This window comes from Francisella sp. 19S2-4 (assembly GCF_036281795.1).
Lineage (GTDB): Bacteria > Pseudomonadota > Gammaproteobacteria > Francisellales > Francisellaceae > Francisella.
In genome coordinates, this window is the sequence record NZ_JAWUZH010000013.1 from 14,989 (window position 1) to 29,454 (window position 14,466).

The window sequence follows — 14,466 nt, forward strand, 5'->3', positions numbered from 1 at the left end:
GGAATATATTGGAATCAAACTTATTTAACTTTTCTAGATGTCTTGTTGCGGCAGTTCGTAAACAGATTAAGTATTCAGAAAATATTCCTGCTTTATATCAACGTAATCAAGAGAATAGTAGTTTTGTAAAATATAGACGAGATAGCTTAAATTCATTTAGATTTAGTACAGCAAATCTATCTAATGATCATCTTGCTTATTATATGTTGAATAATAAAATCAGAGTCGGTTTATGCCAAGATTTAGCTACTATAGTAGCTTTTTTATCTAACTATATGGAGAGTCAAATTGATAATGCTTATATGACAATGATAAGAACTGATGGCCATTTTTTTTGTATAGCCCACAATAATCAAAGTTTAAATGATAATAAACATGTTACTCAATTGGCTACAGGTTTAGATAACTTAGAAGAAATAACTTATTTAAGTCAAGCTATATTAGTAGATCCATGGCTTTATAAGGTATCAAAAATTTCAGATATCAAAGAGTATATTCAATGTGCTAAGGAGATAAGAGGTGTAAGTACATATCTTTCAGGGCCAGTCAAAACTACGGGGTATTCAAAAATAATTTCTAAAAATAAGCAATTAACATATAATAATTTAATGTTTAGCAGAATTAAACATGATTTTAATTCATTCTATACGGAAGAGAAAACATTACCTAATTTAGATATAGATAAGATTAAATTTGGTTTAAGTCAAGATATTGATCGGTGTCAATGTTTAGAAGATCTTAAAATTTTTATTAAGAAATTATCTGAAAAATCTAGCTTTTGGTATTCTAGCTGGTTTTGTGAAGATAAAAAAGGAGAGAGCTATAAACAGTTAATAGAATGTATCAATTATGCACAAACAAACCACGTAGATATTGGTAATGATAATATGAGAAATATTTTTGTTGCGGCATTAAAATTAGTTCCAATAGTTCGTGATAAAAATGCAATGCCTGGCAGTGTCACAAAAACACTAATGGGTTTACTTAACTATAGTGTAGTAGGAGTAGTACCTTATAAGTTTGAAGAAATTGATAATAGTATGAGCTTGAGTGAAATTAGAAATATAATCAAATCAAATGGTACTCAAATTGCTAAAATTAACGCATTAGAAACTCATATTAATGCTTTATACCATAATTGTTTTTATAACACGGATGATTTATATGAAAAAATAAAAATATTTGTAGCTAGTAGCAGAACTAATCCAGAGTTTTATTCATATGATTCTAGAATAGGTAGTGAATATAAAAATACTTAGAATTTTATTATAGATGTATAATTTATTTTAATTTTGTTTTCCTTGTATGAGTAATAAATACCAAAATAATTATAATCACACAAAGTATAGGCCCAAGAATTATAGGCACTTGCTTATCGATATGTTGACCTAAGAACCCTGAAATAAATAAACAAATTGAAGCACCTATAGAGCCTGACATTATTAAAAAAGATGAAATTTTAGGACTAGAGTAGTTAGCATTATTGATACCGTATCCAAGAAGTGTTGGGAACATTGCAGCACAGCCAAAACCAAGCACTATACCACCTATGATAAATCCTGTAAGACTATTAGTAATTAAAAATATTATAAAACCAACTAGAGTAATAAATGAGCTAATCATAATATAGACAGCAGGTTTGATTTTTGTAAGTACAAATAGTCCTACTATTAGCCTAGAAATAGCAATAATTCCCCAAAACAAACCGATAACTAGACCAACATCTGTAACATTTACATGTTTAGCTTCTTGCAAATATGGTGAAAACCAATATGAAACAATATACTCAATATATACATAAATCATTATAGCTAGAGCGATTAGGACTACACTTATATTTAAAAGTTTTGGTTTAGCGGTATCAGATTCATCAACTAGATCATCAGTAATAGTTACAGCTGCTTTTTCTTCAAATTTTGATAAAAATATAATAATAAGTAAGATCAAATATAAACAGCCCATACCAATAAATACAGCGCGCCATGAAAACTGTTCAACTATATGTCCACCAACGAAAGGCACAAATGCAGAGCCAGCACCAAAGAAAAAGTTTAAAATATTTAAGCGTGACTCACTTTTACCATTTTTTGTATATGCTGCATGGATTGTTTGGCTAACAGCGGGCACTAAAAAACCGACACAAGTACCATTTAAAAGAGCACAAATAGCATAGATATATAAAGGAAATCCAGCGGCTATAGTAAATTGTGCAATTAGTCCAATTACTAGAGCAATTAATAGAGTGTTTCTACAGCCTAGAGAGCTCATGGTTTTTGAGCTTAAAGCATTACCTATCAAAAGGCCTAATATATTTAAAACATCAATATATACAATATGAGAAACATTAACACCATAATGACTAGATATCTGTGGTGATACTAATCCAGGTATTGCTCCAAAACCTCCCGTAATAAATGCTGCGAAGAAACATATACTCACAGCTTTTAGTTTTAAACTCTCTGGAACAGTGAATGTCGATAGTTGATTATTTGTATTAATTGATGCCATTTGTATACTCTCTAGGTTTTTATTGCCATATTGAATTTAGTTTATATAGTTCGATATTTAGATCATTTTGGTCAGAGGTTTTAATTTTTATTGTATCTTTTATGTCAGTAGAGCGCTCAAATCTCATAGTGATAGATTCTTGACCTTTATTAACAAAAAGTTCAATACTTGTTGTATCCAGGAATATATCTACAGATATATTTTCAGAGGCTATATCTTTTATAAAAGCTTCATTCATAACTTGATTTAGGCTATTTTTTACGGATATTTGATTATTTTGATAACAAATATCAAACACAGGTCCTCGATTATCTTCTAAAAGATTTAACTGCCAAGTATTATTTGAATTAAACTCTAAACTTAGTTCAATAAGATTAGATGGAAGATCAATGTTTTGGTTAAAGTTTTCTAGCTGTAAGCGTTGCACCCTAAGGTTTTTATAAGCATCGATAGGATAGGAAATAAGCTTATTATTCTCTATCCTGAGTTGTCGCATTAGACTCATTGCACCAGCTGAATCCTCTTTGGCTCGGTTTTGATGATCTTCCCAACAGTTCATCCAACCTATAGCATACCTATTACCGTTAGTTTCAAAAGTCTGTGGAGCATAGAACTCTTTTGCAGAATCTATATATGTAGCAGGTGTCTTAGCTGAGAAATATTTACCATCAAAATCACCAATATAATAAAAAGATTGGTAATCGAAGTCTTTTTTATTTTCTGTTGTAAAAATTGAAAGTACTAACACATATTTACCATCTAGATAAAATAAGTCAGGACATTCTAGAGTTCTTCCAGAGATGATTTTTTCTTGAAATAATGTGCTATGATAACTCCATTTCTTAGCGTCATCAGATCTATACAGTGCAACGCTTGGATAGTTATTTGCATAAGTGCCAATCACCATATAATAGCAGTTGAAATTTTTATCAAACCATACTTTAGGATCTCTAAAATCATAAGAGCAAAAATCAGGCTTACGATTAACAATAGTTTTAGGTTTTGAAAAATGTATACCATCCTTACTTTTTATTAGATTTTGCTTTTCTATGAAAATATCTGGGGAATTATCTAAATCTTCAAAGTGTTCTGTATAGACAAGAAAGAGCTCATCATCTACAACCATTGCACTACCTGAGAATGCACCACCTATATATCTGTCATTAAGGACATTTTGTGGATAAATGGCAATAGGTAAGTGTTGCCAATGCACCATATCTTTAGAAACTGCATGTCCCCAGTGTAGCATTGCGGTATGTTTACCATAAGGATAGTACTGATAAAACATATGATACTTACCTTTAAAGTAAACTAAACCATTAGGATCATTTAACCAAGCCTTCTTTGCTGTAAAATGATATTGTAGGCGCTTTGTGTCTTTTAGATTTGAGTTATCATGAGAGTGATGTGATTGGTATTGCCCATATTTTAAGCTAAAGCAAACTCCTCCATGCTCGAGTAATGAGTCATCATATATCCAACCATTTTGTATATCTAAGCTTTGTGAGTCACAAATTATTTTAAAGATATATTTTTTATTTGCTTCTAGAGACCATTCAACGTGATAGTACTTTGCTTTCAAACTAGTTGTTTGTATAGGCTCGCATTCAATTACTACATGATTATCATAAAGTTTAAATTGTCCATGATGGTCAGTATTGTAATCGAAAGAGATTACAGAATTATTTTTAACATAGAGACAAAAAGAATTTTCATCAAGTTTAGTTATAATCATTTATTTGAAATAAAAAGTATGTATATAAAAAAGTTTATGTGACTCTGTAGTTATAGTCAATTTTATAGTTAATTAAAATAGAATCTACTTTAGATTTAGCATTATTTAGGTTAAATTATCTTTTTGGTTTAAATAATAATTAGAGGGATAGTTTTGATAAAAGACATAAAAGTAAGGCAGTTTTCTGTATTATGGTTTATAGAGTTATGGGAAAGATACGCTTTTTATAGCTTCCAGGCTCTTTTTATGCTTTTTATAACAGCTAGCCATATTAGTGAGTCGCAAGGATATTTAATTTTCGGAATATTTGCTTCACTTATCTATATTACGCCAACCATAGGTGGGTACTTATCTGATAAATATATAGGTGTTAAAAATGCTTTAGTTATAGGTGCGATATTCTTATTATTAGGTTATATTGTTTTAGCAGTATCAACGGATTTAAGTCATGTAAATTGGGCTTTATCACTTATAATTGTTGGTAATGGACTCTTTAAGCCAACACCGACATCGTTAATTTCGAAAATTTTTAATGATAATCCATCGCAGTCTCATTCGGCTTTTACAGTATATTATATGGGAGTAAATATTGGTGGTTTCCTTGCTATAGCGTTTACACCGATAATTGCAAAATATACTAGTTATTCTTATGCATTCATCATATGTGTTATAGGTATGTTTCTTGCTATATCAAACTATTTCTGGCGTGCAAAGCTTTTAAAAGGTGTAGGGTCTGATACACCATCAATGACTACCAAAGTTAAGATGTTAATATCATTAATATGCTTAGCTCAGTTATTAATATGCTATGGCTTATTCCAGGTTACAGATATTTCTTTATATTTGATAATAATCTTATGCATTCTAACATTCATATATATGTTAAATGATGCAAGAAATGCTTGTGATCGTAAAGAGACTATTCTACAAGTAATAGGAGTGATTTTAGTTATTGAAGCGGTGATTTATTTTATTGTCTATAGCCAAATGTTTTCGACATTAGTGTTATTTGCAAAGCATAATGTTTCACTTAACTTGATAGGGTTTGATGTATCTCCAGCAACTTATGCGTCTTTAGATTCTTTTTGGTTAATCGTTTTGAGTCCATTATTAGCTATTTTATATAAAAAGAGTGTAAAACACTTATCTGTACCTTATAAATACTCTATAGGAACTGTAATTGCAGGTATAGCGCCTCTAAGTTTATATGTGGTGATAAAGCTGACACAGGTAAGTGGCTTTGTTGATGGAAACTGGATGTTTGTTTATTTCTTTTTTGGAGCATTAGCAGAACTTTTAGTTGCAGCATTAGGATTCTCACTGATTGCTATTTATTTCAGAAAAGAAATAGTTACTTTAGGTATGGGATTTTTTATGCTTGCAATCGCTCTAGGTGGAGCTTTATCTGGTAAATTAGGTCAGCTTGTTGCCATTCCTGATGGTAAGATTGATCCAATGGTAAGTTTAGGTATTTATCAAAATTATTTCCTATGGCTAGGAGTAATTACGATAATTTTAGGTATTATATATGGCATAGTAGCCAAGATTGTGACTGCTATAGCGAATAAATATGATATTTCATTAGGATAAATAAATTTACAATCTTTTTATAATTTCACTCGTAAATTCTTCAGTAGAAGCTAGTTTAGTTCCTTGAGTATAGATATCTTGGGTTCTAAATCCATCTTCAAGAGTCAAATTAATTGCATTAGAAATAGCTTCAGCTTCTGATACTAATCCAAATGAGTAAGAAAGCATTAGTGATGCTGATAGTACTTGAGCTATTGGGTTTGCTTTGCCTTGGCCTTTGATATCATAAGCAGAACCACCAGAAGGCTCATAAAGACCAAAACCATCTTTATTTAAGCTAATAGATGGCACTAGACCAATTGATCCAGGTAGTACAGAGGCTAAATCAGAGATAATATCCCCAAAAAGATTACCTGTAACCATGACATCAAATTGGCTTGGATTCAGAACCATTTGCATAGCACAGTTATCAACATACATATGATTAACTTTTACATTTGGATAATCTTTTGCTACTTCATTAACTATATTTCTCCAAAGTCTTGATGTATCAAGGACATTTGCTTTATCCACAGATGTAAGCCTATTTGAGCGCTGTGTAGCTCTCTCAAATGCTTGCGTGACAATACTTCTAATTGTATGCTCATCATACTCTGCAACATCAGTAGCGCATCTTGTACCATTTTCATCTGTAAAAGTTCTATGCTCTCCGAAGTAGATATCTCTAGAAAGCTCTCTAAAGATCTCAATATCAGCACCATTTGCAATACGATTATCTTTTAATGGGCATGCTTCTTTTAGAGAAGGGAATATTTGGCTTGGGCGAATGTTTATATTAAAATTAAAGTGTTTTCTAAGAGCTAGAATGCTATTAGCCTCACAACCTTGCCATTTTTCTTCGTTTTGAGCTTCAACTGGACCGCCAACTGAGCCAAAAAGTATAGCATCAGAATTTTTACATATTTCTAATGTTTGTTCTGGACAGTGGCTTTTATATTTATCATAAGCTGCTCCACCAACAAGAGCTTCAGTATAATTGAATTTGTGATTATATTTCTTAGCTATAGTATCAAGAACCTTAATTGCAGACTCCATTACTTCTGGTCCGATTCCATCGCCTGCTAATATAGCAATATTTTTTTCCATTTCAGCCTCTTCTTGATTGTTCAAATTGTTTGATTAGATCTAAGTTCTCGATAAGGTAAGACATATCATCAAGTCCTTTGATAAGGCAAGTTTTACGAAAAGGGTCATAATCAAAATTATAAGTATGCCCATCAGCAGAAACCTCCTGGTTTTCAAGATCAATAGTTACATTAAACTTTGGATCATCTGCTTTATCACATAAGTTTTTAACAACATCTTTATCTAAAGAAATTAGTAATAAGCCATTTTTAGCGGCATTATTAAAAAAGATATCAGAAAAAGAAGGTGCAATTATTGCTCTAATTCCTGCTTGAGCAAGAGCCCAAACAGCATGTTCTCTAGATGAGCCACAACCAAAATTGCTGCCTGCGATTAGTATCTGTGAATTTGAGTAATTAGGGTTATTAAAAATAAAATCATGATCTTTTTCTTTTAAATTATGAAATAAACTATTCCCATAACCATCTTTACTTGTTTGAGTTAGAAAGTTAGCAGGGATAATCATATCTGTATCAATATCGCTTAGCCATAAAGGGATTGCATTAGATGTTAGTTTTTTAAAAGCTTGCATTTCTTATGACTCCTTATAGTTTATCAACACTGCAAATTTTACCCATAACGGCACTAGCAGCAACAGTTTGTGGTGAGGCAAGATGAGTTATACTTCCTTTACCTTGGCGACCGATAAAGTTTCTATTTGATGTGCTAATACACCTTTGGCCTGCAGGAACTTTATCATCATTCATCGCTAGGCACATTGAGCACCCTGGCATTCTAAAATCAGCACCAGCATCAGTAAAGATCTTATCTAAGCCTTCTTCGATTGCTATTTTTCTAACTTGTTCTGAGCCAGGAACTATATACATAGTGACATTTTTAGAGACTCTTCTACCTTTTAGAACTTCTGCTACAGCACGCATATCTTCAATACGCCCATTAGTACAGCTGCCTACAAAAGCCCACTGGATCTCTTTACCAAGAATATCTTCATCAGCATTAAACTTAGTATAGTCATAAGCTTGTTGAGCTAATTTATGCTGATGCGATGGAATATCTTTAAGATTTGGGATCTTCGCTGATATATTTATTGCATGTTGAGGGTTGATTCCCCAAGTAACCATTGGCCCTAGATTTTCAATATCTACTTTTATATGTTTATCAAAGTGTGCATTTGTATCACTTTCTAGCTTTTTCCACTCTTCGATAGCTTTATCAAACTCAGCGTCTTGAGGAGCATATTTTTTACCTCTAAGGTAATCAAAAGTTTTCTTATCAGGAGCGACTAAGCCAGCTCTAGCACCACATTCTATCGACATATTGCACAAAGTCATGCGCTCTTCCATAGTCATGTTTTTGACTGCTTGACCAGTATACTCTATGACATGGCCTCCAGCACCACCGATACCAATATTAGCTATTAGCTTCATTACGATATCTTTAGCAGTTGCTAATTTTGAAGGTTTACCTACAAATTCCACCTTCATTGTTTTAGGTCTATATTGTAGGATACAGTTAGTTGCAAGTACATGACCAATTTCAGATGTTCCTATACCAAATGCTAAAGCCCCAAATGCTCCATGTGTTGAAGTATGAGAGTCACCACATACAAGAGTTATTCCTGGTAGAGTAAAGCCTAGCTCAGGGCCTGTTACATGAACTACACCTTGATGTTGGCTTTCAAAATCATAAAAATCAAGATTAAATTCTTTGACATTATTACGAAGTTTTTCAACTTGTGCTTGAGCAACTTTATCTTCCATTTCTAAACGGTTAATGGGAGATGTCGATATACTATGATCAACAGTTGCAATGATAGATTTAGGGTTATTTATAGCGATATTTAACTCTCTAATTTTATCAAATGCTTGAGGTGAAGTTACCTCGTGTACCAACATTCTATCAATATATAACATATCTGGGAAGTCAGATATTTGTTGAACAACATGGGCATCCCAAATCTTATCTATAATATTTCTTGCCATATTATTTCCTATAATTTGTTTCTATAAATAATTTATTAGTAGCTGCGATCAGAGCTTTAAGAGTCGATATTTCTATATCTTGATCAATAGCTACACCCTCAACTGTAGGGCTATTATCACCAGCTTTAATTATAATCGTACTTTCTGATTTGGAGTTTATTCCCGCATCTTTTAGTGAGCGTGAGAAGTAGTCTGAGATATTTACTTCTGGAATATACTCTTGGATACCTTTTAGTAAAGCCGATAGAGCTGAGTTTTCACTATTGTCCGCTATTCTATAGTCAATATTACCAAAGAAGCTACCTTTAAGTTCTACATATGTTTCACCATTAGATTTTCCATAATTAATGCTTGAGGCATTGATAGGAGCTCTAATTTTTCTATAAGCGTTAATTAGTTCCTCATCTGTGATACCTTTTCTACGCTCGTGATAAATATCTTTTATTTGTTGAGCAATTTTTGCTTTTTCTTTGTCATTGCAGATATAGCCACTCTCTTCGATAATCTTTTTAGCATGGTTTCCTCCAGAAAGTGGACCAAATACAAAACTAATTTCATTACCGACTGATTCTGGGTGAAAAGGTTGATATGCTAATGGATTATTTAGTATCGCATTAGTATGACCACCAGAGGTATGTCTAGCAGAGTTTAGGCCTGTGATAGGATAGTGAGGCTGTCTTGATAGCATTCTTTCGCCAATAAAGTCAGAGATAGTTTTGAAATTAGAAATGTCTATATCATTGTAATAATGACAATCTTTTTGCTTACCAAAAAGGTTTAAAAACATAACACATTGCTCTAAAGAAGCATTACCAGCTCTTTCACCAACACCATTAATACAACCTTCAATCTGTCTTGCAGGTCCGTCAAAGACTGCATTCATAGAGTTTTCTAATGCTAAGCCTAAATCATTATGACAATGAGCCGACCAAATTATATCCCTATCAGGAAATTCTTCTTTGATTATTTTTGCATGTTTAGACATATTATGGACAAAATAGTTTTCTCCTTCTCTTTCACATGCACCACCTATAGTATCTGGACAGTTTATTACAGAAACACCAGCAGACACAGCAGCTCTAAAAATATCAGTTACATAATCAAAAGTATCACCAAGTCTTGAATATCCTTCGGCACTAAATTCAACTTCGAAGCCTTGATCAGTAGCTAGCTTAATTAGTTCATAAACATTTTTAATATTTTGTTCATTATCATTTTTGCTACCTAAGCTTGCTTGAGCTAGGTTAGGATCTACAGGTAAGTAGACATGAACTCTTGCTTTACCAATTTCTAAAGAAGGGCGTAAAGCATCCATTGTAATTTCAACTTGGTTTTTACGTAATTGACATAGCCCAGCAATAATCATATTAGACTTTCTTTCAGCCATTCTTTTTGAAATAGTATTTACTATTTCAAAGTCAGTTTTACTTGCAGAAGGAAAGCCGGCTTCTAAGACATCAATTTTTAACTTATCTGCTAGATCAGCATACGTGATATTGTCCTCGAAAGACATACCTGCTCCTGGAGATTGTTGACCATCTCTAAGAGTAGTGTCAAAGATATAAATTTTCTTCTTATCCATATTAAGACTCCTCTACATAAGTTAAAATTTCTTTATAAGCTTGTCCTTGCTTAATTTTTTCAAAGACTTCTTTTATTTGATTAGTTATTGTATGATCTGAACTTTTTAATTTATTATCATCCACACTTGCAACTGGAGTTACTTCAGCTGCAGTACCACAGAAGAAAGCTTCGTCAGCATCAATTAATTCTTCTACTTTGAATAAACGTTCTGTAACTTTATAGCCTAAATCTTTTGCTATTTGGATAATAAGTTTTCTTGTTATACCGTTTAGGATGGTACCTAGAGGAGTTGTTATTAGTTCATTATTCTTTATAAAGAAGACATTCATTGCCGCACCTTCAGCAACATTACCATCTACATCAAGTAATAATGATTCATGATAATGTGTGTCTAAAGTTTCTCTAGATGCTAAGATGCTATTAACATAATGACCACCAATTTTAGCATCACAAACAGTTGATTGAGGATGGATACGAATATACTTACTAACCTTAATGTCAACTTCATCGGCAGACATGTACTTACCCATATCAATACAGTAAATAGCGATGTCTACTGGATGATCTTTAGCAGGCAGTACACTTACACCACCTTCAGCATAGTATGCTAAAGGTCTTATGTAGCATGATTTTTTACCGCTTGCCTTAATTATGTCTAGTACAGCTTGAGATAGCTCATCGATACTATATTTACATTTCATACCAAGAACACTCATAGAATATAAGAATCTTTCCATATGTTCTTTTAATTTTAAAACACCAACACCATTGGGTGTTTCATATGCTCGTATACCTTCAAATACAGATGAACCATAGTGTAGAGAATGAGTGTTTATACCAACCTTTGCATCTTCATAAGAGATGATTTCACCATTTTTCCAAATTTTATCTATCATTATTGACCCTCGATATTTAATTATTAATTTAAAGATTCTAAATAGTTTTACTTGTCTTTATTTTTTTATTTTAGAGACAGAGAGATTTTTTTATGAGGGAGAGGAGTGCTTGAGAAGAATTACTTTGAGATTTGCTTTTTTGAATGAATACAGAAGTAACAGCTCTAAAGAAGATCTTGCTACTACTTAATATTTTTATTATAGATTCGATATCTATATGTATCCGCATCTGCACACATGAATTCACTATTTTATGCATTTTCCCTTATCTTTTTAGTATAAGAATATTCCTAAAGAGAATACTCTTAATTAAAAATTAGTATAGTTATTGTAGCTATATAATATTTTTGTGTAAACCTCGTTTTAGCGTAACGAGTGATTTTTTTTAATAATTAAGAGAGGATATAAGGAAATTATTGTTTGCGATCAGCATAAATTTTTGCTTGAGCAGCTGATAATCTTGCAATTGGAACTCTAAAAGGAGAACAAGATACATAGTCAAGGCCTAAGTCATGACAGAATCCTACAGAATATGGCTCACCACCATGCTCACCACATATACCCATTTTAGCATTAGGATTTACAGCTTTTACACCTTCTTTAGCGATTTCCATCAATTTACCTACACCCTTAGGATCAAGCCTAGCAAATGGGTCGAAGCTCAAGATACCATGCTCAAGATAATCTTTAATAAACTTATTGGCATCATCTCTACTAAAGCCAAAAGTCATCTGAGTTAGGTCATTTGTTCCAAATGAGAAAAACTCACTACCAGCCGCAGCTAATAAACCTGCACCTATAGCGCCACGAGGAGTTTCAAGCATTACGCCAACTTTATAATCAATTTCCATATTTTCACGTTTAAGAATATTATCAGCAACTTCTCTGACTATTCCACCTAAGAGTTTAAACTCACCAAGGGTACTTACTAAAGGAATCATAAGCTCAGGTTTAACATCAATTCCCATACGCTTACTTGATATTGCAGCATAGATAATAGCTTTTGTCTGCATTTCAATAATTTCTGGGAATGTCACAGCTAGTCGACAACCACGATGACCCATCATAGGGTTCATTTCACTAAGAGATTCAATTCGCGATTCTAGTTCACTATAGCTGATATTAAACTCTCTTGCTAGAGCATCAATTTCATCGACTTCATGAGGCAAAAACTCATGTAGAGGAGGGTCAATAAATCTAATAGTAACAGCTAGATTATCCATTGCTTCAAATAGCTCTTCAAAATCTTGCTGCTGCACTGGAAGTAACTTGTCTAGAGCTTTTTGTCTTTCTTTTTTATCTTTTGCTAGAATCATTTGTCTAACATAAGAAATACGATCTTCTTCAAAGAACATATGCTCGGTACGGCATAGTCCAATACCTTCAGCACCATAAGCTCTTGCAACCATAGCATCTTTATAAGTATCTGCGTTACATCTAACTCGAAGTTTACGTACACTATCAACAAATTTCATAAACTCTTCAAAATCTTGAGTAACTTCAGGATCTACAGTTTTAATAATACCTCTATAGACATTACCTTTCGTGCCATCTAGAGATAAGTAATCACCCTCTGTGAAAACTTGTCCTCTTTCAAAAGTAATAGTTTTTTTATCTTCATCAATTTTTGCAGACTCTAAGCCAGATATGCAACATTTACCCATACCGCGAGCAACAACTGCAGCATGAGAAGTCATGCCTCCGCGTAATGTAAGAATACCATTACAAGCATTCATCCCAGCAATATCTTCAGGCGATGTTTCAATTCTGACTAGGATAGTTTTTTCCTCACCACGAGCTTTTGCTGCCAGTAATGACTCAACATCAAAATATATTCTACCACTAGCAGCACCAGGAGATGCTCCAAGAGCTGAGCCAAGAGGGCGTTTAGATGCTAGAGCTTTTTCATCAAATTTAGGGTGTAATAACTGTTCTAATAAATGAGGCTCTACCATCATTACAGCTTCTTCATTAGTAATTAGCCCTTCATTAGCCATATCTACAGCTATTTTTAAAGCAGCTTTTGCTGTTCTTTTACCATTTCTTGTTTGTAGCATAAAAAGCTTACCATCTTCGATAGTAAACTCCATATCCTGCATATCTTTGTATACTTTTTCTAAGTTTTTAGCAATTTTTACAAAATCATCAAAGACTTGAGGCATTTTATCTTTAAGCGTAGAAATATGTGCAGGAGTTCTTACACCTGCAACAACATCCTCTCCTTGAGCGTTAATTAGATATTCTCCAAAAAGCTCATTTTCACCAGTAGAAGGGTTCCTTGTAAAAGCTACCCCTGTACCAGAGTTATTACCAGAGTTGCCATATACCATTTCTTGGACATTAACAGCAGTACCCCAGTTATTTGAGATATTATTGATCTCTCTATATATAATAGCTCTTTCAGCATTCCATGATCTAAATACAGCCTCAACAGCAGCTAAAAGTTGTTCAACAGGATCGATAGGAAATTCTTTACCGACTAAATCTTTGTATATTTTTTTGTATTCTGCAACGATATCTTTATAATCAGTAGCGCTTAGGTCACAGTCATTTTTTACTTTTCTTTTTGCTTTTTTATCATCAAGCACTTTATCAAAGGGCTTTTTCTCACAATCCATAACAACATCAGCAAACATCATTATGAATCTTCTATAACTATCATAAACAAATTGTTCATTGTTTGTCTTTGCTACCATAGCTTTGGCAACTTTGTCATTTAAACCTAAGTTTAGAACAGTATCCATCATGCCAGGCATAGATACCCTAGCACCAGAACGGACAGATACTAATAGAGGGTTATCGCCACCACCAAAGGTTTTGCCTGTTCTTTTTTCTAAATCAGCGATATGAGCAAATATTTGTTCTTTAACATCTTTACTTAGTTTTTGACGATCATCATAGTATTTAAGACAAGCCTCTGTTGTTACTGTGAAGCCATCAGGTACAGGAAGACCACTGTTTAGCATCTCACTAAGATTTGCACCTTTTCCACCTAACAAATCACGCATAGACTTATTGCCTTCACTAAAGGCATAGACAAACTTCGACATAAAAACTCCTCTCAAGCTTTTTATAAATTAAATTG

At 32.9% G+C, this 14,466-nt stretch carries 10 protein-coding genes; 2 read left to right on the plus strand and 8 right to left on the minus strand.

Annotation, left to right across the window (positions count from 1 at the left end; genetic code table 11):
- Positions 1 to 8 precede the first annotated feature (8 nt).
- On the plus strand, positions 9 to 1,259 hold the full coding sequence (locus R8535_RS04265) for a hypothetical protein (protein ID WP_329497629.1): 1,251 nt from the start codon (positions 9 to 11) through the stop codon (positions 1,257 to 1,259).
- Positions 1,260 to 1,281: 22 nt separating this feature from the next.
- Here R8535_RS04265 and R8535_RS04270 read toward each other — a convergent pair whose 3' ends face one another.
- Complete coding sequence (locus R8535_RS04270; RefSeq protein ID WP_329497628.1) at positions 1,282 to 2,508, minus strand: MFS transporter; 1,227 nt, start codon at positions 2,506 to 2,508, stop codon at positions 1,282 to 1,284.
- Between the two features lie 19 nt (positions 2,509 to 2,527).
- The gene (locus R8535_RS04275) at positions 2,528 to 4,243 is read right to left on the minus strand and encodes a glycoside hydrolase family 32 protein (protein ID WP_329497627.1); all 1,716 of its coding nucleotides are present in this window, start codon (positions 4,241 to 4,243) and stop codon (positions 2,528 to 2,530) included.
- A gap of 153 nt (positions 4,244 to 4,396) precedes the next feature.
- Here R8535_RS04275 and R8535_RS04280 point away from each other — a divergent pair, with 153 nt between their 5' ends.
- Positions 4,397 to 5,833: a peptide MFS transporter gene (locus tag R8535_RS04280; protein ID WP_329497626.1), complete on the plus strand. Its 1,437-nt coding sequence runs from the start codon at positions 4,397 to 4,399 to the stop codon at positions 5,831 to 5,833.
- Positions 5,834 to 5,839: 6 nt separating this feature from the next.
- On the opposite strand, the gene leuB is transcribed toward R8535_RS04280, so the two are convergent.
- From leuB to ppdK, 6 genes are all read right to left on the minus strand, one after another.
- Positions 5,840 to 6,919, minus strand: coding sequence for a 3-isopropylmalate dehydrogenase (leuB, locus tag R8535_RS04285; RefSeq protein ID WP_329497624.1), 1,080 nt, complete (start codon positions 6,917 to 6,919; stop codon positions 5,840 to 5,842).
- A gap of 1 nt (position 6,920) precedes the next feature.
- Complete coding sequence (gene leuD / locus R8535_RS04290; RefSeq protein ID WP_329497622.1) at positions 6,921 to 7,490, minus strand: 3-isopropylmalate dehydratase small subunit; 570 nt, start codon at positions 7,488 to 7,490, stop codon at positions 6,921 to 6,923.
- Between the two features lie 13 nt (positions 7,491 to 7,503).
- A complete protein-coding gene (gene leuC / locus R8535_RS04295; protein ID WP_329497620.1) occupies positions 7,504 to 8,901 on the minus strand; it encodes a 3-isopropylmalate dehydratase large subunit in 1,398 nt (465 codons plus the stop codon).
- 1 nt (position 8,902) lies between these two features.
- Positions 8,903 to 10,483: a homocitrate synthase/isopropylmalate synthase family protein gene (locus R8535_RS04300; protein WP_329497618.1), complete on the minus strand. Its 1,581-nt coding sequence runs from the start codon at positions 10,481 to 10,483 to the stop codon at positions 8,903 to 8,905.
- Between the two features lies 1 nt (position 10,484).
- A complete protein-coding gene (locus tag R8535_RS04305) occupies positions 10,485 to 11,381 on the minus strand; it encodes a branched-chain amino acid transaminase (RefSeq protein ID WP_329497616.1) in 897 nt (298 codons plus the stop codon).
- A 413-nt stretch (positions 11,382 to 11,794) separates the two neighbouring features.
- A complete protein-coding gene (ppdK, locus tag R8535_RS04310; RefSeq protein WP_329497614.1) occupies positions 11,795 to 14,431 on the minus strand; it encodes a pyruvate, phosphate dikinase in 2,637 nt (878 codons plus the stop codon).
- Positions 14,432 to 14,466 lie beyond the last annotated feature (35 nt).